The sequence below is a fragment of the Mycobacterium sp. E1715 genome (assembly GCF_001667625.1).
GTDB lineage: Bacteria > Actinomycetota > Actinomycetes > Mycobacteriales > Mycobacteriaceae > Mycobacterium.
The window spans coordinates 12,116-39,006 of record NZ_LZJJ01000195.1 but is presented as its reverse complement, the minus strand read 5'-3'; the positions used below and the strand labels follow the sequence as shown (position 1 = coordinate 39,006).

Here is a 26,891-nt window from a genome sequence, read left to right as displayed (position 1 = left end):
ACGGGCGGTGCATGGCGAATCCCTGGCCAACCGGCGCGCATCCCTGGCGGCGATGCTCAGTCAGCTCCCCCCGGCCGTCTGGGGGAGTGGCCACCACATTGGCTACCGCGGCAGCGACCGTCTCTGGCTTGAGAAACTTAGCGGCGTCGTACGCGCCGCCCTCGAATGCGACGAGTTCGCGCTGCATTTCGGTGTCTGTGCGGCCGGGATAGACCGTGGTCACCCGCAGCTGCGGTTCGTCGGCCCGCAGTGAGTCGGCGAAGGCGCGCAACGCGAACTTGCTCGCCGAGTAGGAGGCCATCCCGGGCGAAACGTTGCGTCCCGCACCCGAATTGATGAAGATCACCTGTCCGCGGGCGCTCCGCAGGGCCGGCAGCAGCACCAGCGTAAGTTCCACCGGTCCAAGCACATTGACGGCGAAGGTGGCACGCCACTCATCCACGTTGGACTCCGCGACGTGACCGGGGAAGGACACGCCTGCGTTGTGCACCAGCACGTCGAGTTCATCCACGATCTCGCAGGTGGCCTCGATCTCGGAGGGGTCGGTCAGGTCCAGCGGGAAGGTCGTCGCGTCGAGCCGCTCCGCCACGGCGTCCAGCCGGTCGGACGGCCGACCGGCAAGCAGCAGGGTGTGGGTGGGGGCCAGCGCCGTGGCGATCGCGGCACCGATGCCGCCGCCTGCGCCTGTGATGAGTGCAGTGGGCATGCAAGATAGTCTACGGGTGCCAGGAAATCCGTTGTCTGGCAGGTGTTTTCACGCCTCTTTGGCTGCCGCGGGTTCGCCGGCGGGCCCCGGGGCCGGCTCGCCGCAGGCCAGCCGCTCCAGCGGAGCCAGCGCTTGCATCAGGGTGCCCAGATCGGCCGGGGGGAGCTGACTGAGCATCGCCGCCAGGGATGCGCGCCGGTTGGCCAGGGATTCGCCATGCACCGCCCGTCCGCGCGGAGTGATGTCGACCAGCACCGCACGCAGGTCGGACGGGTCGCGCGAGCGTTTCACCAGACCGAGCTTCTCCAGCCGGCGGATCGCCACCGTCGTGGTGGGAGTCCGCACCCGTTCATGGGCCGCCAGGTCGGTCATCCGAATCGGCCCCTGATCCAGCAAGGTGACCAGGATCGACAGTTGCGCCAGTGTCAGTTCTCCCGCGGCAGCGCCGCTCGGGTCCCCACGACGCAGAATCGAAAACAATTTGGACAGCGCACGGTGCAAACCTTCCGCAAGCTCGGTCACATCGGCCGCGGTGGATTCGCTGTCCGCCATAAACGGGGAGTCTAACGCGATATCAGGCGGGGACAAGCTAGCTAAGCCTACTAATTAGAACCGAGGGGACGGTCAAAGTACTTGGGACAAGAATCGCTGTAAACGTTCGGTCCGCGCGGCCTCGAAAATCTGCTCCGGGGGACCGGATTCCACGACCTTGCCCCTATCCATGAAGACGACCGTGTCGGATGCCGAGCGGGCGAAGCCCATTTCGTGGGTGACCACGATCATCGTCATGCCGTCGGCGCCGAGGTCGGCGATGAGTTGCAGAATCCCTTTCACCATTTCGGGATCCAGCGCGGAAGTGGCCTCGTCGAAGAACATCACTTGTGGCGACATGGCTAATGCGCGGGCGATCGCGACCCGTTGCTGCTGGCCGCCGGACAACATGCCCGGCCGCGCATCGGCCTTGTGCTTCAGGCCAACTCGCTCCAATTGGGCCAGGGCCAAGTGGCGGGCTTCGTCGGCGGGCAGGCGGTGCAACTTGCGGGGCGCCATCGCAACGTTCTTCAGGACACTCAGGTGCGGGAAGAGGTTGAAATGCTGGAACACCATGCCGATGCGCTGGCGGAGCTTGTTGGGATCGTCGCGCAATACCGACCGGCCGTCCAGCAGGATGTCGCCGCTGTCCGGTTCGTGCAGCCGGTTCAAGGTCCGCAGCAGCGTCGACTTGCCCGATCCGGACGGACCGATGACGGCGACGGTGGTGCCCGCAGGGGCCTCGAAATCCACACCGCGCAGCACCTTGTTGCCGCCTAGGGTCTGATGAATGTCTTTGGCGGACAGGGAGACCGGCGCTCGGCCCATGTTCACGTGATCTCCTGGCCGAACGTCGTGGTGAGCATGCCCGGAGTGTCGTCCGGATCGGGGGCGCGCCGCCCGCGGCGCAGACGCGCGTCGATGTAATTCACCAGATGCGTTAACGGAATGGTCAATATCAAATAGAAGAGGCCCGCGGCCACCAACGGCGACAGGCTCCCCGTCTGGGCATTCAAATCGCGGCCCACCTGGAAAAGCTCGCGCTGGTCGGCGATCAGGCCGAGGAAGTACACCAACGCGGAGGCCTTCAGCAGCCCGATGAATTGATTGACCAGTGCGGGCAGCACCCGCCGTATTCCCTGTGGCACCACCACGAGCCGCATCGCGGTCGTATAGCTGAAGCCCAGCGCCCTGGCGGCCTCCAACTGGCCAGGGTCCACGCTTTGGATTCCGGAGCGCAGGATTTCACCGATATAGGCGGCGGCCATCAATCCCAATGCCGCAATTCCCAGGGGATAGGGATTCTTGTTGGTCAGCCCGCCGACCAACGGCCCGACCCCCATTCCGATCAGCAGGATGATCACCACTTCGGGCAGGCCCCGGAAGATATCGGTGTACACCCGCGCCGGCCAGCGCAGCCAGCGCCGGTGCGAGATGCCCGCCATGGCCAGCACCATCCCGAGAGCGAGGCCGATCACGATGGCGCTGTTGGTCAGGATGAGCGTGTTGGGCAGCCCGGTCGTGAGCAGAACCGGGATGGCTCGTCGGTACATCTCCCAGTCGAAGAACGAATCGCGCAACTGCGCCAGGGTCGATTTGGGTGCAGCCGGTCCCGTCGCGGTGCGGTGCTGGCTCGCGGCGATCGCCGCGAAGTCGGGCAGGTTCGGGGCGGGCGCGGCTTTCGATCCGGGTTTCCACCCGGGCGGCAGCGTCCGCGGTACCCATTGGCAGTACAGCTTGGCCCAGGTGCCATCGGCGATCACCGCATCCAGTCCGGAATTCAGCGCGTCGATCAGCGGCTTGTTCTCTTTCGCGACCGCGTAGGCCACGAAATTGCCTGGGCTGAAAGTGTTCGCGACCGTGACGGCCGGATCGCCCGGGCGGATGACGGTCGAGGCGAGGGTTCCGGGCGCCACCCACGCATCGATCTGACGGGTCTTGAGACTGGCATACAGGGTGGCGAAGCCGGGGTACTTCACCGGTTGCAGATGCAGGGTGTCCACGACATACGACTCCTCGACGGTGCCCTGGACCACGCCGATGCGCTGACCGGCCGCCAGGTCGCTGAACTTGTGGATCGGCGAGCCGGGGGGCACCACGAGGGAGTAGAAGCCGAAGTCGTAGCCGTTGGTGAACGCTACGGTCCGGCGGCGCTGGTCGGTCGCCTTCACCGATGCCGAGCCGACGTCGAAACGCCGGGACGCCACCTGAGCCAGCAGGGCGGAGAAGTCCGTGCTGACGAAGCGGAGCTGCAGATGCAGCTTGTCGGCGATGGCGCGCAGGAGCAAGTTGTCGAAGCCGCTGAATTCACCGGTCGGATTGATGCAGATGTTGGGCGGGGCGTCCGACAGGGTGCCCACCGTCAGCACGCCCGGTGTGCCGAGGCCGAGCGCGCCGACGTCGACGGAGCTGAGCGGCTCGACGGAGTTGGTCGTGTCCCGGTCCTCCTGGGGGGTGGGCTGACTCTCGGTCAGATCTTTGGGCAGGGCCCTGGCGCTCTCCACGCCGGAGGGCGCGCACTGGTTCCAATCGGCAGCCGCGGGGGTGGCCGGGCCGCCTAATGCCATGCCGCACACCAACAGCATCGTCGCGGCCAGTCCGAACAGCCTTCCGCGGCGCTGGGTGCTTCGGAACGCGCGGGCATTCATCCCTGCCACCGTATCGACCCGACGGCGGCTTCGTCGGGGGAGCGTCCCCTCTAGATCGCGAGTGGCTCGACGCCCACGGCTTCGGCGTCGGCGAGCACTTCGAGCGGTTCCGGCACCACCGGATCCATGTCGTCGGGTGCGGTGAACACCCGGCGCCGGGAAAGTTCGGCCAGCATGGTCTGTGCCATCAGATAGGAGCGGCCGACGCACGCGGCCCGGGCGGCCTCGGGGTCGCGCCGGTTGATCGCCGACGTCTCCTCTTCATAAAACGGGAGGATCTCTTCCCGGCTGCCTTGATAGATCAGCCAGAACACCCGGGGCACCAGGTTCTGCGAGGCGCGGATCGTGGCGTGTAACCGCGGCCCGGCGTATTCGTCGTTGATCGTGCGCCGGTATTCCGCCGCGATGTCGCAGAAGGCCCGCGAATCCTTGGCGGCGCGCAGCGATCGCATCAACGCGTCCAGCTGACCCAGGATCCGCGGAGTCGGACTCGTGGCCGCTCGCGCGGAGGCGATGCCGTTGAGCAGGCCCTCGAGTTCGTGATGCTCGAGGACGGTCGCTTCGTCGAACCGCTCCACGAACGCCCCCCGGTGGTAGCGGGTGGAGACAATGCCGTCGTGTTCGAGTTGCACCAACGCCTCTTGAATGGGAACGCGGCTCACGCCCAGGCCCAGCGCGATCTCATTGCGATCGACGCGGTCGCCGCTGCGCAGCTTTCCCGTCAGCAAGAGGTGCAGGATGTGCGAAACAACCAGGTCCTTTTCTTTGACCCCGTATTTCTTCGGCATGCGTTGTTGAGTCTCTTTCAAACCCGGTTCGGCCAACTAGCGCGAGAAGTTTCTCACGAGTTGGCTCGTATTTTCCGGCGTTTGACGGAGGAATCTTGCGGCGAAAGGCCTTAACGACCATCGCGCCACCGGCACAGCGCTTCCGCCGCGCTTAGGTCGTAATCCGGACCGTCACACCCCACCGTCAGCAGCGTCACGCCGAGGTCGACGAGCCTTTCGGCATTCTCGACCAGCGCGCCGCGGACCTGAACGGCGGCCGAGCGTTCGATGCTGGCCGGGTCGCGGCCGACGTCGGCGCAGTGCCGGGTCAAGACATCGGACTTCGCCGGGAACTCGTCGGCGGAGGTGAAGCTGTGCCACATGTCGGCGTACTCGGCGACCAGCCGCAGCGTCTTCCGCTCGCCGCCGCCACCGATCAGGATCGGGATGTCGCGGGTCGGCAGCGGATTCAGCTTGGCCAGCCGCGCCTTGATCCGGGGAAGCGCGCCGGCGAGATCGTCCAGACGGCTGCCGGCGGTGCCGAACTCATAGCCGTATTCGTCGTAGTCCTTCTGCTTCCAGCCCGAGCCGATCCCCAGCACGAGCCGGCCGCCGCAGATGTGGTCGACGGTCCGGGCCATGTCGGCCAGCAGTTCGGGATTTCGGTAGGAATTGCAGGTGACCAGCGCGCCGATCTGAATGCGCGAGGTCTGTTCGGCCCAGGCCCCGAGCATGGTCCAGCATTCGAAATGCGCGCCGTCGGGATCCCCGTAGAGGGGGAAGAAGTGGTCCCAGTTGAACGCGATGTCGACCCCGATGTCCTCGCAGCGGCGCACGGCGTCGCGGATTTGGCGGTACTGGGGCGCGTGCTGAGGTTGTAGTTGCACACCGATGCGGACGGGCAGATCAGAAGTCATGTGCCCACCGTAGGCTCACCGCGCGTCGAGCACCCCGCGCAGCAGCTCGATCAGGGCCAGCGGCTGGTCGCTTTGCACGGAGTGCCCGGAGTTGGCCACAACGTGCGCGGTTCGGAAATGTCTTGTGCGACGACTTAATTCCGCGGCATCGTCGTCGCTGACGAATCCGGAGTTGCCGCCGCGGATGAGGGTGATGGGTGCAGAAAGCCTGTCCACGTCCTCCCACAGGACGTCGAAGTCGGGGAACTTGCGGATGGCGTCGTAGCGCCACGTCCAGTTGCCGTTTTCCAGCCGGCGCGAGTTGTGAAAGACGCCGCGGCGCAGCGCCTTCACCTCGCGATGCGGGGCCGCGGCGATCGTCAAATCCAGCATGGCCTGGAAGCTGGGGAATTCGCGTTCGCCGTGCATGAGCGCCACGGTGCCCTGTTGTTCCTTGGTCATCTCCGAGTGCCGCTGCAGCGCCGACGGGGTGACGTCGATCAGGACGAGTTCGTTTACCAGTTCCGGTGCCACGGCGGCCAGCCGTATCGCGGTCAACCCACCCAGCGACATGCCCACGACAAGATCGGCGCTGGGCGCGTGCTCGCGCACCGCGGGCAGCAAGGCGTCGGCGTTCAGCTGCGGCGAGTAGTCGCCGTCCTCGCGCCACGCCGAATGGCCGTGCCCGGGCAGATCCACGGCCAGTGCGGGTTCGCCCAGGCCGACGATGACGGTGTCCCAGGTGTGGGCGTTCTGGCCGCCGCCGTGCAAGAAGACGACCCGCGGGGCAGTACCACCCCACCGGAGCGCGCTGATCGTGTCCTCACCGGCGCCCGCCCCCACGCGTTGCACGTCCGGCAGCGGGCCGGTGACACCGGCTTGCTCGGCATTTTCGGATAACAGCGAGAACTCGTCGAGCCCGTCGAGTTCGTCTTCGGAGATTTCGGCCACGACCTAAAACTAGCCCCTCGTCTACAGGAGGTAACGACGGCGGATGCCGCGAAAGCGCTCCCACATCGCCGCCGCGCGCTCGGCGGCGCTCACCATCGCGGTGTCTGCCGGCAGGGCGGCGCGCAGTTCGTCGTGCTTGACGACTTGGGTGTTCAGCGCGGCCGGTGCGCCCTCGAGCATGTGCCGGTAGGTCAGGTTGCCGCACGCGAAGCCCTGGGTGTCGATCCAGTTGTGCACGCCCGGATCACGATGCGCCATGACGAGACGGATGCGGCCGTCTGCGTCGGTCTTCGTGCGACTCGGCGTGTAGCTCACCGGCCGGTACAGGTAATCCATGCTGTTGAAGAAGACGCCCATATTGGTCAGCATCCACAATCCGGCGTGGGCGCCGAATTCGAGGATCAGCGCCTCGTCGTCCGCGAGTTCCCAATACATGTTGGCGGCGGCCCGGCCGCGCCTGGCGTCGGCGTCGGTCGCGTCGACTTGCGGAAAGGAGTTGGGGCGGTTGGGGTCGACGCCGCCGTAGGTGAAGGGGAACTCGGGCCAGTCCGCCATCAGGCCAGTGACGAAGTCGCCCGCCCAGCGCATCGCCTCGACCATCTCGGGCGTCAACGGCAACGGCTTGGGGTAGTCCATGTCGATTCGTTCGATGCGAACCTGCGCGGGCAGCTCGTCCCAGCGGTCGAAACCCTGGCGAATGAACAGTTTCCGCGAGCCGGTAGTGGTGGGCAGCCAGTTCGGCCCGCGCTCGGGTCCGCCGATGTAAAGCTCGATTTCCCCGCCATCGCCGACCTGAAGCTGATGACCGAGCAGGTTGGCCTCCGGTATGTCACCGAACGGCTCGTGCAGCACGCCCGGGCCAGACGTACGTGGCCCCTGAACCGTGACGTTGAAAAACCTTGCAGTGCCACGCGTCCCGACGAGGCGGTAGGTCGACCGCCCGTCGATCCACGCCTGCTGGTAAGTAAAGTCGGCGCAGTCGCCGCCCAGCTTGCGGGTCGGGCCGCAGAAGGTGTGCAGCACCGGGTAGCGGGTGTCACGCGTTTCGAGCGCCAGATCGAAGGCCTGGCCGAGATTTTGGGTGAGGAACCGGTAGGCGTCGACCCGATGGGCGCCCGACACCGGGTTGGCCTGCTTGAAGGCCTGCTCGCCCGCTCGCTGCAGCCGCGCGCAGAATTCCGTCCAGGCCTGCTGCAGCGCCGCGTCGTCGGGCCCGTCGCCGAAGGCCATGCTCACGCACCGAGCCTCTCGAGCATCGCGCTGACGACTACGCATGCGCGTTGCGCGGCTTCCAGGTGTCCCTCCCGGTCGATGCGGGGACCGATCAGTTCCAGGTCGAAACCGTGGGAGTAGCCGCCGGTTAGCGCCTGGGCGACGATGGCTTCCAGCGGGATCGTTCCGTCGCCCGGTACCGCCCTGGCCGGTAGCGCCCGGTCGCCGAGCACATAGTCGCTCAGCTGGATCAGCGCCGTCCGCGGTAGGGCCCGCTGCACCATCGCCTCCAAATCCCCCTCCGCCCAACAGTGAAACACGTCGATGCATACACTCAGGTCGGCCATCTCGGCCAGCGTGACGGCGTCGCGCAGCGTGTGGGCCAGGTGGATGTCGGCGTACAGGCTTGACGCATTCTCGATGGCCAGCGCCACCCCGGCCGCCTTGGCCTGACTCGCGCAGGGGCCGACCATCGCGCAAAAGCGGTCCGCGGCCTGAGCCCAGGTGAGGTCACCGCGCCCGCCGGTGAGCAGGTAGACGGTGCGGGCCCCGACGGCGGCGGCCGCGTCGATCACGGCGGACAGCGCGTCACGGGCGGCGTGCGGTTCGCCGGACAGCTTGCCGCCGGCGAACAGGTGATAGACGGCTTCGACCGAATATGCGTTGCCGTGGAGCAACATCGGGAAGTGCGGCTCCAGCAGCTGGGCGTCCAGGATGCTGAGCCGGGACACGCCGAGTGCCGCCCAATGAGCTTCCAGTTCGGCCAGCGACTCGCCTTGGAAGGTGACGCTGTGCACCGACAGGCGGTGGTGCGGACCGGTCATGTCAGGCGCGGCTCTCGATGGCGACACCGAATCGCTCTCGAAAAGGCCGGAATTCGGCGTGCAGCGCCTCCAGGTCCTCGCCGATGTCGGTCAGCAACTGGGTGGAGTAGCGGAATTTGCCGTAGCGGTCGCCCCGGTTGTCGGCCAGGTAGGCGCGCATTGTCGCTTCGGCGTCGTCCGACAGCTCGCGACCGCAGAACTCGTAGTAGCGCCGAACGGTGCCGATGTGGTCGCCGACGAAGTCGGCGTAGCGCACGTGCAAGATGTGGGGATCGTCGACCAACGGATTGCTCATCGTGTTGGCAATGCTGGCCCGAGTCATCTCGAGGTGCTTCTTCGCTTCGGCGTGCAGGTCGACCGGACCGACGATGCCTTCGGCGATGTCGGCCATCATCATGGTGCGCGACGCGGCGACTTGGACGGGGTCGCGGTGCAGCCACATCAGGCGTGCGTCGGGATAGGTGTCGAAGAGTTCCTTGAGGCGGAAGCCGTGAAAGCCCTTCAGCACCCAGTATTTTCGGGCTCGACGGTATTGCAGCTGTTGCAGCATGGCCTTGTGTAGCCGGTATTGCGCCGCCGGATCGGTGGCTAACCCGCCGACCAGCGACTGCATCGGCACGCGCCACCAGGCCGTCGGCGTCATCACCCGGAAGTCGAACGCCCAGGTGCGCTCGTCCTCGGGCAGGCCGTCGCCCAGCATGTCGTTGTACGGGTGGCTGTGCAGCCACTTGGGCATCTTGGCGTTGATCTCGCGCCAGTCCGCGTCGGCCCGTTCCCTGCGGTCGTCGCCGGGGCCGGCCAGACCCGGCGGTGGTGACGGATACATCACCTCCCAGAAGCGCAGCGCCCGAGCGCGCGGGTCGACGGACATCAGGGCGTGCATGAGCGTTGTGCCCGAACGGGGTTCGCCGGTGACGAACATCGGCCCGTCGATCACCTCGTCGGCGATCGGGTAGCGGATGCGGTCTTCGATGAATTCGAGCCGCGACGTCAGCAGCCATCGACACACCTGTGCCGCCTGCCGGTTGCCCTCGGCGTCCATGCCGAGGCGGTTGAGATGGTCGACCGCGACGGTGAAGCGTTGCGGCAAGGTGGGATCGCCATAGTCGCGCAGTCCGGTTTCGGTCTCCGCGTCGGCGAGCAGCTGGGCGGCGTCCAGGGACATCGTCACACCCGCCCGCCGCACAGCCGCATCAGTTCGTCTTCGGTGGCGCGCACGTTGGCGGCCGAAGCCTCGGCGTAGCTCAGGCCGGCCATCGCGCCGTAGTCCAGGATCTTGGGTACGCGCAGTCCCGCGTCGACGTACGTCTTGACGATCTTGGCCACCTGCGTCGGCGTCCCGTGCGGGACGGCGGCCAGCACCATCTCGGGCCGCGCTTTGGCGAGGAATTCCAGGATCCGTTCGCGGGTGAGCACCGCCGGGTCGATGTCTTGAAATCCCCGCCACCGATCGCCCATCGGGTGGTCGAACCCGAAGCCGCTCAGCGTTTCCGCCGACACTTGCAGCAGGAACGCCTTGACCAGGGGTGCTTGGAGGATCTCGGCGAGGGCGTTCTCGTCCTCGCCGATCAGACATACCTGAATGAAGCACGGTGTGATCGCCTGCGGATCACGGCCGACGCGTTCGGCGGATCTCCTTACCGCACAGAGCATTTCGGCATAGTGTTCTGGTGTCCAGGCGCCGGCGGGCCACCAGCCGTCCGCGTGCCGGCCTGCGACGTCCAGCATCCGCGGGCCGCTGGCGCCGATCCAGATCTGCGGCGGCCGGCCCGCGTAGGGTTCGGCGTCCAGCCGGGCATGGCGCAGCGAGTAGAACTGCCCGTCGAAATCGACCGGGCCGTCGCTGTCCCAGAGCAGCCGGATCACCGTGAGGGCTTCTTCGAAGCGGCTGACCGGCCGGGAGAAGTCGAAGCCGTAGGGCAGGGTGTTCTCGCTCTCACCGCTGCCCAGGCCGAGGATGAAACGGCCCTTGGCGAGGTGGTCGATCGTGAGCGCCGTCTGGGCCAGCAGGCTGGGGTGGCGGCGCACCGTGTCGACGACGGCGCTCACGATCGGCACGTTCTCCGTCAGGACGGCGGCCGCGGCGGCTACCGCCAGTCCGTCGAGGTGGCGGTGCGGCGACGGGGAAGCGGTGGCCAGGTCGGTGAACTCGGGGGTCCAGATCGAGTCGGGCCAGAAGCTGACCATGTGGTCGGGCAGCCAGATCGAGTGGTACCGGCCGCTGTCCAGCTCCTCCAGCCGGGACAGGTCCAGCGGGAGGGTCGTGCGCAGGAATGCGGCGGGTTGCACAGCCATCGAGAGATGATGCTAAGCACTCGCACAGCGAAGTGGGGAGGAAATGGCTCCAGCGGCCGCGAGCGCAACGCCGTGGCGAATTCCGAAGGGGGAAGGCGCCGTGACGTTACGCCCGCGGGTTAAGCAGACCTCTTAGCCCTCGATGATGAACTCTTCGAGCTGCGCGCGCGCGACGTCGTCGGGCAGCTGCTGCGGCGGGCTCTTCATCAGGTAGGCCGACGCCGGGATCACCGGGCCGCCGATGCCGCGGTCCTTGGCGATCTTGGCCGCCCGGACCGCGTCGATGATGACGCCCGCCGAGTTCGGCGAGTCCCACACCTCGAGCTTGTACTCCAGGTTCAGCGGCACGTCACCGAACGCGCGACCCTCCAGGCGCACATAAGCCCACTTGCGGTCGTCGAGCCAGCCGACGTGGTCGGACGGGCCGATGTGCACATCCTTGGTCTTGAACTCGCGTTGCAGGTTGGAGGTGACGGCCTGCGTCTTGGAGATCTTCTTGGACTCCAGCCGCTCACGCTCGAGCATGTTGAGGAAGTCCATGTTGCCGCCGACGTTGAGCTGCATGGTGCGGTCCAACTGCACGCCGCGGTCCTCGAACAGCTTGGCCATCACCCGGTGGGTGATGGTGGCGCCGACCTGGCTCTTGATGTCGTCGCCCACGATCGGCACGCCCGCGTCGGCGAACTTCTTGGCCCATACCGGGTCCGAGGCGATGAACACCGGCAGCGCGTTGACGAACGCCACACCCGCGTCGATGGCGCACTGCGCGTAGAACTTGTCGGCCTCTTCCGAACCGACGGGCAGGTAGGACACCAGCACGTCGACCTCGGCGTCCTTGAGCGCCTTGACCACGTCGACCGGCTCGACGTCCGAGAGCTCGATGGTGTCGGCGTAGTACTTGCCGATGCCGTCCAGCGTGGGGCCGCGCTGCACCACCACGTTGGTGGGCGGCACGTCGGCGATCTTGATCGTGTTGTTCTCCGAGGCGAAGATCGCGTCGGAGAGGTCGAAGCCGACCTTCTTGGCGTCCACGTCGAAGGCGGCGACGAACTTGACGTCGCGCACGTGGTATTGCCCGAACTTGACGTGCATCAGACCGGGCACGGTGCTGTTCTCGTCGGCGTTCTGGTAGTACTCGACGCCCTGTACCAGCGAAGACGCGCAGTTACCGACGCCGACAATGGCGACTCGTACCTCCGTCGACGCGATTGGCGCGTTCTGGTCACTCATAAGGGCGTTCTCCTAACTCGATAACTCTGTGTCGCAGCTGATGAATTTCGTGCAGGGGTTTACGTCTGCTCGGAGAGGCCGGGCATTGCCCGCTCCGCAGCAATGAGCTCGTTGAGCCACTTCACTTCGCGCTCGCTGGACTCGAGCCCCAGCTGGTGAAGTTGGCGGGTGTAGCGATCGAACGAGCTGCTGGCCCGCGCCACGGCTTCGCGCAGGCCTTCGCGCCGCTCCTCAACCTGACGGCGGCGACCCTCCAGGATGCGCATGCGCGCCTCCGCCGGAGTCCGGTTGAAGAATGCCAGGTGCACCCCGAAGCCGTCGTCCGTGTAGTTGTGCGGACCGGTGTCGGCCACCAGCTCACCGAACCGACGTCGTCCTTCGTCGGTTAGCTGGTAGACGCGCCGCGCCCGACGGACCGGCGTGCCGGCCGGGGCGGCGTCTTCGGCGATCAAGCCTTCGGCCTGCATCCGCCGGAGGGCGGGGTACAGCGAACCGTACGAGAACGCACGGAACGCGCCGAGGAGACCGGTCAACCTTTTGCGCAACTCGTACCCATGCATCGGCGATTCGATCAGCAGGCCCAGGATGGCGAGCTCAAGCATCGAATCACCTCCTTTGCACGGCCGGTTACGACGGTTCGACGCCTCGCGTCATCGTATCGTCTCGATATATTCGCCACAACACCACCGGTTGTTAGTCGGCTATTAGTCCGGGTGCGCGGAATCGAATCGCGCCGGCAGCGGGGCCGGATCGCGGCGGTTAAGACGGCAGATTCAGTTGCTTCACGGCGCCGTCACCTGCGAAGACGATGTAGCCACCACCGTAGTCGCTGGAGACGTACAGCGACAACGACAGGGCGCCGGGGGTGGTCGGGTCGGTCGCCGGCTCAATGTTGAGGTATTCGGTCTTGACGTCCGACGGCTTCATGTGGAGGGTCTGCGGGGCTCCGCGCATGATGCCCACCGTCGCCGTGACGTCGAACTTGCTCAGGTCCACCGGAAAGGGCCCGTCCGCGGAACTCTTGGCGGAGCTCGTCGGGTCGCCCCAGCCGCCGCGGTAGCTGTAGGCCAACACGCGGCGATCGTCGGAGGGATCGGGCCGGTCGAGCACCGCGTACGTCGGATAGATCACCAGCCGGTAGCCCATCGCGTCGCCGAAGCGTTTGCGTGTTTGCTCGAGCAGTCCCGTCAGGCCGCCGACCGAGTGCAGTTGGGTGGGCGGGGTCAGCACGACGGCGGCGACTCCGTCGGGCTTGGCCCCGGGGTCCGTGGTGAAGTCCAGCGGCGACTTGGTGTTGCCGTACATGCCCCACCCGATGCCGATGCCCAGCAGTACCGACACGACGAACGCGGCGGCGAGCACCCGCGCCAAAGACGTCAACCGGCAGGACGCCTGCAAGATCCTCGACAACGCCCTCAACGACGGCGAGCTCTCCATGGAAGAGCACCGGGAACGGGTGAGCGCGGCCACCAAGGCCGTCACGCTCGGCGACCTGCAGGATCTGGTGAGCGATCTGCAGACCGACAGCAGCGCCCTGCCGACGACGACCGTCAGGGCCCGGCCGGTGCCGCCAAGGCTCGGGGGCTGGGGGGTGCTCGCCGCCGCGCCACCGCCAAGCGATGTCCCGAGCCATTTCGCCACGGGACGATCGTAGAGTCCCGGTCCGGTGGGCACGGGAAAGGACTGAACGATGACCCGGCTGCGGGCGCCACAGTTTGGTTGCGTATCGGCCGTCCGGATGGAGACGTACTCTGGTGGGCGTGCGACTGCAGCGACAAGTGGTGGACTACGCGCTCCGGCGGCGAGCACTGCTGGCCGAGGTGTACTCGGGCCGCACCGGCGTGTCCGAGGTATGCGACGCGAACCCTTATCTGCTGCGCGCCGCCAAGTTTCACGGGAAACCGAGCCAGGTCATGTGCCCGATCTGTCGCAAGGAACAGCTGACGCTGGTGTCGTGGGTGTTCGGCGAACACCTGGGTCCGGTGTCGGGGTCGGCCCGCACGGCCGAAGAGTTGGTCCTGCTGGCGACTCGCTTCGAGGAGTTCGCTGTCCACGTGGTGGAGGTGTGCAGGACCTGCAGTTGGAATCATCTGGTCAAGTCGTACGTGCTCGGCGCGGCGCGCCCACCCAAGGGCACCCGCACCACGCGGACGGCGCGAAACGGCGCGCGCACGGCCATTGAGTAACGACGGACGCCACGACCAGTCGTCCAACAACGCGGATGGGCCGGCGACTGAGCGCGTGGGCAAACACGGAAGCGGCGAGCGCCCGCGTGACGCGCCGTCGGCGCCCGGTCAACGGCGGGGGGTTCCCCCGGACGACCGGATGACCACGATCCTGCCGCCGGTCGTCGACGACCGGTCACCCCGGCGGCCCGATCCCAGCATCGAGGAAGTCAAAGCCGCGCTGGAGGGCCCTCCGTCCACGCCGCTGCAGCGGGACGCGCTCGAGGAGGTCAAGGCCGCGCTGGAGAGCCGGACGCCGCCGCGGCGCGAGCGGCCGGGCGCGGGGGGCCCACCGGAGGGACCACCGCCGCCATCCGGTCCGCGACGGCCCGGCGGCCCCGACGGCTTCGGACGCCGGCCCCGGGGTGACGTCCATTGGACGCAACAGATCAATTGGCTGTGGGTGCGGCGAGCGGCCTACCTGTCGGCGGTGGTGCTGGTGCTGCTGCCGATCGTCACGTTCGCGATGGCGTATTTCATCGTCGACATCCCCAAGCCCGGCGATCTGCGCACCAATCAGGTGTCCACCATCCTGGCCAGCGACGGATCCGAGATCGCCAAAATCATCCCGCCCGAGGGCAATCGGGTCGACGTCAACATCAACCAGGTGCCGGTACACGTGCGGCAGGCGGTGATCGCCGCCGAGGACCGCAACTTCTATTCGAATCCGGGTTTCGACTTCAGCGGATTCGCGCGGGCGGTGAACAACAACCTCTTCGGCAACGGCGACCTGCAGGGCGGGTCGACGATCACCCAGCAATACGTGAAGAACGCGCTGGTGGGTTCGGCTCAGCACGGTCTCAGCGGCCTGATGCGTAAGGCCAAGGAACTCGTGATCGCCACCAAGATGTCGGGTGAGTGGTCGAAAGACGATGTGCTGCAGGCCTACCTGAACATCATCTACTTCGGCCGCGGCGCCTACGGCATTTCCGCCGCCGCGAAGGCCTACTTCAACAAGCCCGTCGAGCAGCTCACCGTCTCGGAGGGGGCGCTGCTCGCCGCGCTGATCAGGCGGCCCTCGTCGCTGGATCCGGCCATCGATCCGCAGGGCGCCCGGGCCCGGTGGAACTGGGTTCTCGACGGCATGGTGGAGACCAAGGCATTGTCACCCAGTGACCGTGCCGCGCAGGAGTTTCCGGAGACGGTCCCGCCGGATCAGGCGCGCGCGGAGAACCAGACGACGGGGCCCAACGGCCTGATCGAGCGTCAGGTGACCAAAGAGTTGATGGAGCTGTTCAACATCGACGAGCGGACCCTGAACACCCAGGGCTTGCAGGTCACCACCACGATCGACCCGAAGGCCCAGCAGGCCGCCGAAAAGGCGGTCTCGAAATACCTTGACGGGCAAGACCCCGACATGCGGTCGGCGGTGGTGTCGATCGACCCGCATGACGGGGCGATACGCGCGTATTACGGCGGTACGGACGCCAACGGATTCGACTTCGCGCAGGCCGGCCTGCAAACCGGTTCGTCGTTCAAGGTTTTCGCGCTGGTCGCCGCGCTCGAGCAGGGGATCGGGCTGGGCTACCAGGTCGACAGTTCGCCTCTGACGGTCGACGGCATCAAGATCACGAACGTCGACGGTGAGGGCTGCGGCACGTGCAACATTGCCCAGGCCCTCAAGCAATCGCTGAACACCTCCTACTACCGGCTGATGCTCAAGCTCAAGGGCGGCCCGCAGGCCGTCGCGGACGCCGCGCACCAGGCCGGTATCGCCACCAGCTTCCCGGGTGTGGAGCACACCCTCTCCGAGGACGGCAAGGGCGGACCGCCCAACAACGGAGTTGTGCTGGGGCAGTACCAGACTCGGGTGATCGACATGGCCTCGGCGTACGCCACGCTGGCCGCCTCGGGTCTCTACCACCGGCCGCACTTCGTGCAGAAAGTCGTCAGCTCCGACGGGCAGGTGCTCTTCGATGCCAGCAAGTCCGACAACAACGGCGAGCAGCGGATCCCGAAGGCCGTGGCCGACAATGTCACCGCGGCCATGGAGCCGATCGCCAGCTACTCGCGGGGCCACGCTTTGGCCGGCGGCAGGCCATCGGCGGCCAAGACGGGAACCACGCAGCTCGGCGACACGACCGCCGACAAGGACGCCTGGATGGTCGGATACACGCCGTCTTTGTCCACGGCGGTCTGGGTCGGCACCGCGAAAGGCGACGTGCCCCTCGTAACCGCCTCGGGCGCACCGGTTTACGGCTCGGGGCTGCCGTCGGACATCTGGAAGTCGACGATGGACGGTGCGTTGAAGGGCACGTCGAACGAGTCGTTCCCCAAGCCGACCGAGATCGGCGGTTATGCGGGCGTCCCAGCGCCGCCGCCTCCGCCCCCGGCGCCGTCGGTGACCGTCATACAGCCCACGATCGAGGTGGCGCCGGGCATAACGATCCCCGTCGGCCCGCCGACCACCATCACCAACGCGCCGCCAGGACCGGGCGGTGGCGGCCCAGGCGGGCCGGGCGGCCCCGAGCCTGGTGTCCCGCCGGGCGGTCCGCAAGCCCCCGGGCCGCAGCCGCCGCCGTGACCGACGCCGAGCAGCGCAGCGCCACCATCTCTCCGGCGCGATTGGCCGGCGATCTGCGTAGCGTCGACAACCGCGATTGCCCCAGCCGCACCGACTCGTTGGGCGCCGCGCTGGCGGAGGTCGTCGGGGGGCCGGTGGGTGGGCACGCGCTGATCGGCCGGACGCGGGTGATGACGCCGCTGCGGGTGATGTTCTTGATCGGACTGGTGTTCCTGGCGCTCGGCTGGTCGACGAAGGCGGCCTGCCTGCAGAGCACCGGAACCGGGACGGGCGATCAGCGGGTGGCCAACTGGGAGAACCAACGCGCGTACTACGAGCTGTGTTACTCCGATACGGTGCCGCTCTACGGCGCGGAGTTGTTGAGCCAGGGCAAGTTTCCGTACAAGTCGAGCTGGATCGAGACCGACGGCAGCGGCACCCCGCAGACCCGCTACGACGGCCGGCCCGCTGTGCGCTACATGGAGTATCCGGTGCTGACCGGGATGTATCAGTACGTGTCGATGGCGCTGGCGAAGACCTACACCGCGTTGAGCAAGCTGGCGCCGCTGCCGGTGGTCGCCGAGGTGGTGATGTTCTTCAACGTCGCGGCGTTCGGCCTGGCGCTGGCGTGGCTGGCGACCGTCTGGGCGACCGCAGGCCTGGCGGGACGCCGGATATGGGACGCGGGCCTGGTGGCCGCGTCGCCGCTGCTGATCTTCCAGATCTTCACCAATTTCGATGCGCTGGCAACGGGTTTGGCGATGGCCGGTGTGCTGGCATGGGCCCGCCGTAAACCGGTGCTGGCCGGCGTGCTGATCGGATTGGGCGCCGCGGCCAAGCTGTATCCATTGTTGTTCCTGGGCCCCATGGTGGTCCTGGCGATTCGGACGGGACGCTTCCGCGCTGTGGCGCGCACCGCCGCGACGGCCGCGGTGACATGGTTGTTGGTGAATCTGCCGGTTTTGGTGCTGTTTCCGCGCGGGTGGTCGGAATTCTTCCGGCTCAACACCCGCCGCGGTGACGACATGGATTCGCTTTACAACGTCGTCAAGTCGTTCACCGGCTGGCACGGATTCGACCCCAAGCTCGGGTTCTGGCAGCCGCCCACGGTCCTGAACACGGTGGTCACGGTGCTATTCGGAATCGGTTGCGCTGCAATCGCATACGTGGTGCTCACCGCCCCCCAGCGCCCGCGGCTGGCGCAGCTGTTGTTCTTGGTGGTGGCGGTGTTCTTGTTGACCAACAAGGTGTGGAGCCCGCAGTTCTCGCTGTGGCTGGTGCCGTTGGCGGTGCTCGCCTTGCCGCACCGCCGGATCCTGCTGGCGTGGATGACCATCGACGCGGTGGTGTGGGTGCCGCGGATGTACTACCTATATGGCAATCCGAACCGCTCGCTGCCCGAACAGTTCTTCACCACCACGGTGGTGTTGCGTGACGTCGCCGTCGTGGTGCTGTGCGCGTTGGTGATCCGCCAGATCTACCGGCCCGGCGAGGATCTGGTGCGTTGGGGCGGCCGGGTGGACGACCCGTCCGGCGGTCCCTTCGACCGCGCACCCGACGCCCCGCCCGGATGGCTGCCGGACTGGCTGCGCCCGGCCGGCCCGCGGCGCGCACCGGAGCCGGACCCCGAGGCCGAATCGGCGGTGCCGGCCGGGGTGGCGCCATGACGCTCGTCGCCGTTCCCTTGTTTCCCCGGGTGACCGCGCTCGACGCGGTGGGGCCCTACGAGGTGCTGCAGCGCGTTCCGTCGGTCGAGGTGGTGTTCATCGGTCACCGCCGCGGCGAGGTGCGGACGGAGAACGGGATGCTCGGCCTCTGCTGCGACGCGCGGTTCGATGAGGTCACGTCGCCGGACGTGGTGCTGGTTCCCGGCGGGATCGGCACCCGGCAGCTGATTCACGACGAGACCATCCGGAGCTGGCTGCAAGCCGTCCACCAAACCACGACGTTCACCACGTCGGTGTGCACGGGTGCGCTGCTGCTGGCCGCGGCGGGCCTGCTCGAGGGACTCACCGCCACGACGCACTGGCGGGCAAGCGACCTGCTGAACAAGCTCGGAGCCCGATACGTGCCGGACCGCGTCGTCGAGCACCTCCCGCAACGGATCATCACCGCCGCCGGGGTGTCCAGCGGCATCGACATGGCTCTGCGGCTGGTCGAACTCCTCGTCGATCGGCAGGCCGCGCAGGCCGCGCAACTGCTCATCGAATACGACCCGCAGCCGCCGTTCGACGCGGGCTCCCTGGCCAAGGCCGATCAGGCGACGGTCACGCGGGCCACCGCATACTTGGACGCCCGGCAGTAGCCGGATTGCCCGGCCGCCCGGATCCGCCGCGATTTTGGAGGCCACCCCGCCCATCCGGTAGCCTGATGCGGTTGCCGACGCAGGCGACCCTCCTGCCACGGAACGACCGTGGCCGCTTGAGACCAGAGGAGGTGGTGAGGTTTCCATGCGTCCATACGAAATCATGGTCATTCTTGACCCCACGCTCGACGAGCGCACCGTTGCTCCGTCCCTGGAGACGTTCCTGAACGTCGTCCGTAAAGACGGCGGCACCGTCGAGAAGGTCGACATCTGGGGCCGGCGCCGGCTGGCCTACGAGATCGCCAAGCACGCCGAGGGCATCTATGTGGTGGTCGACCTCAAGGCGGAGCCGGCGACGGTTTCCGAGCTCGACCGCCAGCTGAGCCTCAACGAGTCGGTACTGCGCACCAAGGTGATGCGCACCGACAAGCACTAACACCTGTGGCTGAGTCGTGGGCCCACCGTCGGTGGACTTGCGTAGGCTCAGCGAGGATACGTGCCATCCACCGTCTGAGAAGCGAGTAGCAGGGCGGACCTAGGAGGAAATTGTGGCTGGTGACACCACCATCACCGTCGTCGGAAACCTGACCGCCGACCCCGAACTGCGGTTCACCCCGTCCGGTGCCGCCGTCGCGAATTTCACCGTGGCGTCGACACCGCGAATTTATGACCGCCAGAGCGGGGAATGGAAGGACGGCGAGGCCCTCTTCCTGCGCTGCAACATCTGGCGGGAAGCCGCCGAGAACGTCGCCGAGAGCCTCACCCGGGGCGCCCGCGTGATCGTCACCGGCCGGCTCAAGCAGCGTTCCTTCGAGACGCGTGAAGGCGAGAAGCGGACCGTCGTCGAGGTCGAGGTCGACGAGATCGGCCCCTCGCTGCGGTACGCCACCGCCAAGGTGAACAAGGCCAGCCGCAGCGGCGGCGGCGGTGGCGGTGGTGGCTTCGGCGGCGGGGGCGGGTCCCGGCAGGGATCGGCGCCACCGGCGAGCAGCGCACCGGCCGACGACCCGTGGGGCAGCGCCCCGGCATCCGGGTCATTCGGCGGCGGCGACGACGAACCGCCGTTCTGAAGAACTTCAACAGTAAGAAACGGAAAGAAAGACAGTCATGGCGAAGTCCAGCAAGCGACGTCCGGCTCCGGAAAAGCCGGTCAAGACGCGGAAGTGTGTCTTCTGCGCCAAGAAGGACCAATCGATCGATTACAAGGACACCGCGTTGCTGCGCACCTACATCAGTGAGCGCGGCAAGATCCGGGCGCGTCGGGTCACCGGCAACTGCGTGCAGCACCAGCGTGACATCGCGATCGCGGTGAAGAATGCCCGCGAGGTGGCTCTGCTGCCCTTCACCTCCTCGGCGCGATAGCCGCCGAAGCTCGAGCGAAAGTACGAATAACGATGAAGCTGATATTGACGGCTGACGTCGACCACCTCGGTACGGTCGGCGACACGGTCGAAGTCAAGGACGGCTATGGCCGCAACTTCCTGCTTCCGCGCGGCCTGGCGATCGTCGCCTCGCGCGGCGCGCAGAAGCAGGCCGACGAGATCCGCCGGTCCCGCGAGAGCAAGGCGGTGCGCGACCTCGGGCACGCCAACGAACTCAAGACGGCGATCGAGGCGCTGGGCCCCGTCCAGCTGCCGGTGCGCACCGCGGCCGATTCCGGAAAGCTGTTCGGCTCGGTCACCTCGGGGGACGTCGTCGCGGCCATCAAGAAGGCCGGCGGTCCCAATCTGGACAAGCGAATCGTCCGGCTGCCCAAGTCGCACATCAAGGCCGTGGGCACCCACCCGGTGTCGGTGCATCTGCACCCCGAGGTCGACGTCGAGGTCGCCCTCGAGGTCGTGGCGGAGAGCTAACCCGGCAACCTTTGCTCTTACCCGGCGGCGGCCAGCTTCGGCCGCCGCCGGGCTCAGTTGTGCGGCCGGCACAGTCTTCGGCCTCTCGTCCGGCGGTCGCGGACGCGCGCCCTAGCGAACTGTTGCTCCGGTATATCCCGAGGGTCCTCTTTACCCTGCCGTAACGCTGCGAAAATGTGGCTGAAAGCCAACACGCCCGGAGCAGTAACCTGCGACGACACGCCGTAGAGATTCTTGTCCACACGAAATTCGTCGCGTTACATGGCCCTTAACAGCAGTGATGTCACGGCCCCTTGAATTCATACACAGGTTCTCCACACCCCACTCAACACAGGTGTCGACGGATATGCACACACGATGCACAGGTTCATAAACAGCCGCGCTTTCACCTACTAGCCAGCAACGTCTAACGTCGTCCCGGCGCGAGGCGTGCGAGTGCTGTGGGACGAAAGTGTCGGCTCCTTGACTTACGCTGAAGAAACCGGTTTTCGAATGTATGTTCGGGCGTGTGGCAGGGGAGGAGGGATCCATGGCGGTCGTCGATGACTTGTCGGCGGGCATGGATTCATCGGCGCCGAGCGAGGACTTCGGCCGCCAGCCACCGCAGGATCTGGCCGCGGAGCAGGCGGTGCTCGGCGGCATGCTGCTGAGCAAGGACGCCATCGCCGACGTGCTGGAACGGTTGCGGCCCGGCGACTTCTACCGACCCGCGCACCAGAACGTCTACGACGCGATCCTGGACCTGTATGGCCGTGGCGAGCCGGCCGACGCCGTGACGGTGGCCGCGGAACTGGACCGGCGCGGGATGCTGCGCCGGATCGGCGGCGCCCCCTATCTCCACACGCTGATCTCCACCGTGCCCACGGCCGCCAATGCGGGCTACTACGCGACCATCGTCGCCGAGAAGGCGCTACTGCGGCGGTTGGTAGAGGCGGGGACGCGGGTCGTGCAATACGGCTACGCGGGCGCCGAGGGCGCCGACGTGGCCGAGGTGGTTGATCGCGCACAGGCGGAGATCTACGAGGTTGCCGACCGACGGACGACGGAGGATTTCGTTCCGCTGGAGGACCTGCTGCAGCCGACGATGGACGAGATCGACGCGATCGCTTCCAACGGCGGCGTGGCGCGTGGCGTGCCGACTGGCTTCACCGAGCTCGACGAGGTGACCAACGGCCTGCACGCCGGTCAGATGATCATCGTGGCGGCCAGGCCTGGAGTCGGGAAGGCGCTCGCGTTGGACACGCTGCTGCCCACACCCTCGGGCTGGACGACGATGGGCGACGTCGCGGTCGGTGACGAGCTGCTCGGCGACGACGGGCGGCCGACGCGGGTGGTGGCCGCCACCGACGTGATGCTGGGACGGCCGTGCTATGAGGTGGAATTCTCCGACGGGACGGTGATCGTCGCCGACGAAGCCCATCAGTGGCTGACCGAAACTCGCGCATCCCGGAAGTCGGCGCAAGCCGCGGCGGTGGGCTACAACCGCTATAAGAATCAGCGCACCTTTGCGGCGGTGCGAACCACGGCCGAGATCGCCGAGACTCTGCGCTGCGACACGGTGGACCGGCGGCTGAACCACTCCGTGGTGAACGCGAGTGCGCTCGACCTACCCGAGCGCGAATTGTTGGTTCCCGCATACACGCTCGGGGCCTGGCTCGGCGACGGCACCAGTGCCGCGGCTCAGATCACCACGGCCGATCCGGAAATCATCATGCGCATCGAGGCGGACGGCTTGGTGGCCTTTCCGTCGGCGTCCGCGCGGTACCGCTACCACCTGCGCCTGCCGGCCGGCGCGGGGCCGGCTCCTCGCCAGTGCGCAGTTTGCGGCAAGTCGTTCATTCCCCAGACCAGTCAGGTGCGGACCTGTGGGCGCTCATGCGGTGGCCGGGCACGGTTCGTTTCTGCTCCGGTGCCGAGCCCGACGTGTATTCGTTGTGGGGGACCGTCGGCGGGGCTGCGGTTGTGCCAGAGCTGCCACGCCTCCGTGGGCACCCTGCAGGCGCGCCTGCGAACGCTCGGCGTGCTCGGTAATAAGCACATCCCGATCGAGTACCTGCGCGGGTCCGAGAGACAACGGCGCGCCCTGCTCGCCGGCTTGCTCGACACGGACGGGACGGTCACGGCGGGCGGTGCGGTCCAGTTCTCGGTCACCAGTCAGCGGCTGGCGTGCGATGCCGCCGAGCTGATCGTCAGCCTCGGCTATCGCTGCCAAACCTCGGCCAAGCGCGTCCGGGGTGGGCACGAGTCGTCGAGCACCGCATACACGCTGACCTTCTCCACGGACGACGTGGTGTTCGCGTTGCAGCGAAAGGCCATCGCGCACAAGGAACGAAGGGCCGCCACCGGTACCGCGCGCTCGGGCTCACGCTTCATTGTGGACGTCCGACCGGTCGAGACCGTCGCCGTGCGTTGTGTTGAGGTCGACAACGACAGCCACCTGTATTTGGCGAGCAGGGCCATGATCCCGACGCACAATTCCACTCTCGGTCTGGATTTTCTGCGGTCCTGCTCGATCAAGCACCGGCTGGCCAGCGTCATCTTCTCGCTGGAGATGAGCAAGTCCGAGATCGTCATGCGGCTGCTGTCGGCGGAGGCGAAGATCAAACTCGCCGACATGCGTTCCGGGCGGATGAGCGACGACGACTGGACGCGGCTGGCGCGCCGGATGAGCGAAATCAGTGAGGCGCCACTGTATATCGACGACTCGCCGAACCTGACGATGATGGAGATCCGCGCCAAGGCGCGCCGGCTGAAGCAGAAGGCCGACCTGCGTCTGGTCGTGGTCGACTATCTGCAGCTGATGTCGTCGGGAAAGAAGGTCGAGTCGCGCCAGCTCGAGGTGTCCGAATTCTCGCGCCAACTCAAATTGTTGGCCAAGGAACTCGAGGTGCCCGTGGTGGCGATCAGCCAGCTCAACCGCGGTCCCGAGCAGCGCACCGACAAGAAGCCGATGTTGTCCGACCTCCGCGAGTCGGGATCGCTGGAACAGGACGCCGACATGGTGATCCTGCTGAACCGGCCGGACGCGTTCGAGCGGGACGATCCGCGCGGGGGAGAGGCGGATTTCATTCTCGCCAAACACCGCAACGGCCCCACCAAGACGGTGACCGTCGCGCACCAGTTGCACCTGTCGCGCTTTGCCAACATGGCGCGGTAGGCGGCGCCATCTAGGGCCGGCATCGATGCGGTGACCGGCATGGCGCGGAAACCGGCACCGCCGCCGGCCCCTGGTCGGCCCGATCTCGTTGCTCAATCAGCCGCCGCGCGGACGCGTCTCGCCTCCATTGCGGCGAGCGAAGTGGCGACCACCAACACTCCGGTGGCCGCCACTTCGGCTACCAATGCGGCGGAGTTGAGCACTTCGCGGTCCGGAAGCTCAGATATGCCCAATTCGTGCTTGGTGTCCCCGGCCAGCACCCCGGGCCGCACCAAACACAAGAGGGCGGTGACGAATGCGACGACCGCGAAGCCGCACGCGACCAACCCGAGCACATTGACGCGCGTCGCGCCCACCATCGCGGCGGCTGCCGCGAGCGAGGCGATCACGATGGTCCAACCGGGCGCACTGTTCGCCATGCCGGCGAGGTGGGCGCCGTAGTGTTCGCCATGCTCGCCGATGTAGACGCCGAGACCATTCCACCGAAGGGGTAATCCCAGATGGTCTAAGTCAATCCACGGCAGAAGTGTCAGTGCGGCTGCCGCGATGGCTGCCACGACGGCTACTGCGGAGATTGGCTTGGTGAGCACCGCAGCCCCCCTTTCGACCGTTGGCTCGAACGATGATGACACCGGGCCGGTGCCTCCACGGATGCTGTGTCTCGATCTTAGGAAAAAGAGAGGCGAGAGCATTTCGTCTCCCTGTGGTCGCGGAGGTTTGGGTCGTACGCGAGCAGCGAGCCGGGCAGAGAGGCAACTTCCACCCGGAATCGCGCGGCTTGCCGTGACGCAGTAGTTTCCCTGACGTGATGTCCTCAGCTGCTCATGCCCTCATGCGGTGGATCAGTCCCTTCCTGACGGTGGCGGCTGTCGCCTGGATTTGTGCGCCGCATGCCGGTCCCGCCCCGGCGGTGCGCTTGGCCAGTGACGGCAACCCGTTGGCCGGTGCGCCGTTCTACGTCAATCCCAATTCGGCGGCGATGCGCGCCGCGCAGAGCGCCGATCCGCCGAGTGCCGAGTTGACCGCGATCGCCAACACGCCGCAGGCCTACTGGATCGTCCCCGGAGGTTCGGCAGCCACCGTCGGCAAGTACGTCGGCGACGCGAACGCCGCCGGCGCCATCCCGGTGCTGACGATTTACGGCATCCCCCACCGCGACTGTGGCAGCTTCGCCGCGGGCGGCATGGGGTCGGGCGCGGACTACCGAGGCTGGATCGACGGAATCGCGTCTGGCGTCGGCGCCTCGCGGGTGGCGATCATCGTCGAGCCCGACGCGCTTGCGATGGCCGACTGCTTATCGGGGGATCAGCGCCAGGAGCGCTACGACCTGGTCCAGTACGCCGTCGACACGCTGACCCGAGACCCGGCCGCGGCCGTCTACGTCGACGCGGGGCACTTGCGCTGGCATAGCGCCGAGGACATGGCGGGCAGGCTCAACCAGGCCGGTGTGGGCCACGCGCGTGGTTTCAGCGTCAACACGGCCAACTTCTTCACCACCGAGGACGAAATCGGTTATGGAGAAGCAATTTCGGGCCTCACGAATGGTTCGCACTACGTGGTCGACACTTCCCGCAACGGAGCCGGACCGGCACCCGACTCCGGGCTCAACTGGTGCAACCCGGGCGGCCGAGCGCTCGGCACCCCGCCGACCACGGCGACCGCCGGCGCACACGCCGACGCCTACCTGTGGATCAAACGTCCCGGCGAATCCGACGGAACTTGCGATAAGGGCGATCCGCCTGCGGGCACCTTCGTCAGCCAGTACGCCATCGATCTCGCACACCGGGCGGGCCAGTAGTCGAGGCGTGCAGCCGGCGAGCGCCAAAGGCGTTCGTGCGGTAAGAAAGTGCGTACACGAAAGCCTGCCAAGCAGCGAGCGGGATTCGACCGGCTTCGACGAAAAGGCTTGAGTTATGCCCGCATGGAGACACCGCAGCGCCACGACCGAGAGCAGGACGACCGACGCCGGCCGCAGCGTCGGCGTAGAAATCGAAGTCGAGGTCACCGAACCGGCGGTGCTGGATTTCCAGGTGGCGGTCAGCCGGCAGCCGGGCATCGATGTGAGCGAATCCCTGCGGATCACGCGAAACGGCAAGGCGCTGGAACCGCGAGAGGTCATCGGCGCGCATCAGTCGCGCATCCATGTCGTGGCGGCCGAAAAAGGAACGGTCACGGTGTCGTACGCGGCGACGGTCACCGGGCGGGCGGACCCGGCGCCGGTGAACGACATCGACGCCATCACGTATCTGCGCCCGAGTAGGTACGCGGAGGCCGACAAGTTCTTCGGTTTCGCCGCAACCGAATTCGAGCAGTACGCGACCTCGGTGACGTTGCTGGAGAAGGTCTCGTCTTGGGTCGGCACCCGGCTCAGCTATGTCCCGGGATCCAGCGATCCGATCGACGGGGCCACCGACACATTGCTCGCGGGCGCGGGCGTGTGCCGCGACTATGCCCATCTGGTGATCGCGTTGCTACGCGCGGTCAACGTCCCGGCGCGACTGGTGGCGGTGTACGCGCCGGGGTGCCATCCGATGGATTTTCACGCCGTGGCCGAGGCCTTGATCGACGGTGTGTGGCGCGTCGTCGACGCGACGTGCCTGGCGCCCCGACAGTCGATGGTGCGGATCGCCACCGGCCGCGATGCCGCCGACACCGCATTTCTCGACAACCACGGGGGCGCCATCACCGTGCAGAACATGACCGTCACCGCTGTCGTCGACGGGGAGCTGCCCAGGGACTCGGTCGAGCAACTCGTGAGCCTCGGGTAGCGGCGCGGCGCCGCCGTCGT

The 26,891-nt window shown here is 67.0% G+C and carries 26 protein-coding genes and 1 pseudogene; 12 read left to right on the top strand and 15 right to left on the bottom strand.

Annotation, left to right across the window (positions count from 1 at the left end; genetic code table 11):
- The 14 genes and pseudogenes from A9X03_RS11030 to A9X03_RS10965 all read right to left on the bottom strand — a co-directional run.
- Positions 1-706: SDR family oxidoreductase (locus A9X03_RS11030; RefSeq protein ID WP_082974466.1), on the bottom strand; the 706-nt coding region annotated here is incomplete at its 3' end.
- Positions 707-754: 48 nt separating this feature from the next.
- The gene (locus A9X03_RS11025; protein ID WP_067756193.1) at positions 755-1,258 is read right to left on the bottom strand and encodes a MarR family winged helix-turn-helix transcriptional regulator; all 504 of its coding nucleotides are present in this window, start codon (positions 1,256-1,258) and stop codon (positions 755-757) included.
- A gap of 72 nt (positions 1,259-1,330) precedes the next feature.
- Entirely contained in the window at positions 1,331-2,065 is a 735-nt protein-coding gene (locus A9X03_RS11020) for an amino acid ABC transporter ATP-binding protein (RefSeq protein WP_067756191.1), read from the bottom strand.
- 2 nt (positions 2,066-2,067) lie between these two features.
- Positions 2,068-3,885, bottom strand: a complete 1,818-nt coding sequence (locus A9X03_RS11015; RefSeq protein WP_067781167.1) for an ABC transporter substrate-binding protein/permease — start codon at positions 3,883-3,885, stop codon at positions 2,068-2,070.
- 50 nt (positions 3,886-3,935) lie between these two features.
- Complete coding sequence (locus A9X03_RS11010) at positions 3,936-4,673, bottom strand: GntR family transcriptional regulator (protein WP_067761408.1); 738 nt, start codon at positions 4,671-4,673, stop codon at positions 3,936-3,938.
- Positions 4,674-4,783: 110 nt separating this feature from the next.
- Positions 4,784-5,569, bottom strand: coding sequence for an LLM class F420-dependent oxidoreductase (locus A9X03_RS11005; RefSeq protein WP_067892001.1), 786 nt, complete (start codon positions 5,567-5,569; stop codon positions 4,784-4,786).
- Positions 5,570-5,584: 15 nt separating this feature from the next.
- Entirely contained in the window at positions 5,585-6,499 is a 915-nt protein-coding gene (locus tag A9X03_RS11000; RefSeq protein ID WP_067761402.1) for an alpha/beta fold hydrolase, read from the bottom strand.
- Positions 6,500-6,520: 21 nt separating this feature from the next.
- Positions 6,521-7,729 carry a DUF1214 domain-containing protein gene (locus A9X03_RS10995; RefSeq protein WP_068261008.1) on the bottom strand — a complete coding sequence of 403 codons (1,209 nt, stop codon included), beginning with the start codon at positions 7,727-7,729 and terminating at the stop codon, positions 6,521-6,523.
- A gap of 2 nt (positions 7,730-7,731) precedes the next feature.
- Positions 7,732-8,535, bottom strand: coding sequence for a sugar phosphate isomerase/epimerase (locus A9X03_RS10990; RefSeq protein ID WP_068261005.1), 804 nt, complete (start codon positions 8,533-8,535; stop codon positions 7,732-7,734).
- Between the two features lies 1 nt (position 8,536).
- Positions 8,537-9,706, bottom strand: coding sequence for a sulfotransferase (locus A9X03_RS10985; RefSeq protein WP_067761420.1), 1,170 nt, complete (start codon positions 9,704-9,706; stop codon positions 8,537-8,539).
- Positions 9,703-10,830 carry an LLM class flavin-dependent oxidoreductase gene (locus tag A9X03_RS10980; RefSeq protein WP_068261002.1) on the bottom strand — a complete coding sequence of 376 codons (1,128 nt, stop codon included), beginning with the start codon at positions 10,828-10,830 and terminating at the stop codon, positions 9,703-9,705. Before A9X03_RS10980 ends, A9X03_RS10985 begins: the two co-directional genes overlap by 4 nt.
- Before the next feature lie 132 nt (positions 10,831-10,962).
- Complete coding sequence (locus A9X03_RS10975; RefSeq protein WP_067268555.1) at positions 10,963-12,060, bottom strand: inositol-3-phosphate synthase; 1,098 nt, start codon at positions 12,058-12,060, stop codon at positions 10,963-10,965.
- Positions 12,061-12,119: 59 nt separating this feature from the next.
- The gene (locus tag A9X03_RS10970; protein ID WP_003874738.1) at positions 12,120-12,662 is read right to left on the bottom strand and encodes a PadR family transcriptional regulator; all 543 of its coding nucleotides are present in this window, start codon (positions 12,660-12,662) and stop codon (positions 12,120-12,122) included.
- Positions 12,663-12,819: 157 nt separating this feature from the next.
- Positions 12,820-13,422: pseudogene (locus A9X03_RS10965) on the bottom strand (hypothetical protein); the annotation flags it as partial.
- Here A9X03_RS10965 and A9X03_RS30830 point away from each other — a divergent pair.
- The 10 genes from A9X03_RS30830 (at position 13,364) to dnaB (ending at position 24,103) form a co-directional block, all read left to right on the top strand.
- Entirely contained in the window at positions 13,364-13,714 is a 351-nt protein-coding gene (locus A9X03_RS30830) for a DUF1707 domain-containing protein (protein ID WP_369831274.1), read from the top strand. The pseudogene A9X03_RS10965 and the gene A9X03_RS30830 sit on opposite strands and share 59 nt — an antisense overlap.
- Before the next feature lie 106 nt (positions 13,715-13,820).
- The gene (locus tag A9X03_RS10960) at positions 13,821-14,246 is read left to right on the top strand and encodes a DUF5318 domain-containing protein (RefSeq protein ID WP_067761414.1); all 426 of its coding nucleotides are present in this window, start codon (positions 13,821-13,823) and stop codon (positions 14,244-14,246) included.
- The gene (locus A9X03_RS10955) at positions 14,239-16,809 is read left to right on the top strand and encodes a transglycosylase domain-containing protein (protein WP_156675739.1); all 2,571 of its coding nucleotides are present in this window, start codon (positions 14,239-14,241) and stop codon (positions 16,807-16,809) included. Before A9X03_RS10960 ends, A9X03_RS10955 begins: the two co-directional genes overlap by 8 nt.
- On the top strand, positions 16,806-18,455 hold the full coding sequence (locus A9X03_RS10950) for a glycosyltransferase family 87 protein (protein ID WP_067761384.1): 1,650 nt from the start codon (positions 16,806-16,808) through the stop codon (positions 18,453-18,455). The genes A9X03_RS10955 and A9X03_RS10950 overlap by 4 nt, the downstream gene beginning before the upstream one ends.
- Positions 18,452-19,093, top strand: coding sequence for a DJ-1/PfpI family protein (locus A9X03_RS10945; protein WP_067761417.1), 642 nt, complete (start codon positions 18,452-18,454; stop codon positions 19,091-19,093). Before A9X03_RS10950 ends, A9X03_RS10945 begins: the two co-directional genes overlap by 4 nt.
- A gap of 145 nt (positions 19,094-19,238) precedes the next feature.
- Positions 19,239-19,529: a 30S ribosomal protein S6 gene (gene rpsF, locus A9X03_RS10940; protein ID WP_036362157.1), complete on the top strand. Its 291-nt coding sequence runs from the start codon at positions 19,239-19,241 to the stop codon at positions 19,527-19,529.
- A 112-nt stretch (positions 19,530-19,641) separates the two neighbouring features.
- Positions 19,642-20,163 carry a single-stranded DNA-binding protein gene (locus A9X03_RS10935; protein WP_067308144.1) on the top strand — a complete coding sequence of 174 codons (522 nt, stop codon included), beginning with the start codon at positions 19,642-19,644 and terminating at the stop codon, positions 20,161-20,163.
- A 37-nt stretch (positions 20,164-20,200) separates the two neighbouring features.
- On the top strand, positions 20,201-20,455 hold the full coding sequence (rpsR, locus tag A9X03_RS10930; RefSeq protein ID WP_055399563.1) for a 30S ribosomal protein S18: 255 nt from the start codon (positions 20,201-20,203) through the stop codon (positions 20,453-20,455).
- Between the two features lie 32 nt (positions 20,456-20,487).
- Positions 20,488-20,946 carry a 50S ribosomal protein L9 gene (gene rplI, locus A9X03_RS10925; RefSeq protein WP_067761381.1) on the top strand — a complete coding sequence of 153 codons (459 nt, stop codon included), beginning with the start codon at positions 20,488-20,490 and terminating at the stop codon, positions 20,944-20,946.
- Positions 20,947-21,475: 529 nt separating this feature from the next.
- Positions 21,476-24,103: a replicative DNA helicase gene (dnaB, locus tag A9X03_RS10920; protein WP_067761378.1), complete on the top strand. Its 2,628-nt coding sequence runs from the start codon at positions 21,476-21,478 to the stop codon at positions 24,101-24,103.
- A 92-nt stretch (positions 24,104-24,195) separates the two neighbouring features.
- On the opposite strand, the gene A9X03_RS10915 is transcribed toward dnaB, so the two are convergent.
- The gene (locus A9X03_RS10915; protein ID WP_231969101.1) at positions 24,196-24,795 is read right to left on the bottom strand and encodes a hypothetical protein; all 600 of its coding nucleotides are present in this window, start codon (positions 24,793-24,795) and stop codon (positions 24,196-24,198) included.
- A 113-nt stretch (positions 24,796-24,908) separates the two neighbouring features.
- Here A9X03_RS10915 and A9X03_RS10910 point away from each other — a divergent pair, with 113 nt between their 5' ends.
- Entirely contained in the window at positions 24,909-25,901 is a 993-nt protein-coding gene (locus A9X03_RS10910; RefSeq protein ID WP_156746530.1) for a glycoside hydrolase family 6 protein, read from the top strand.
- A 115-nt stretch (positions 25,902-26,016) separates the two neighbouring features.
- Positions 26,017-26,871, top strand: coding sequence for a transglutaminase family protein (locus A9X03_RS10905; RefSeq protein ID WP_067761368.1), 855 nt, complete (start codon positions 26,017-26,019; stop codon positions 26,869-26,871).
- Positions 26,872-26,891: the final 20 nt, after the last annotated feature.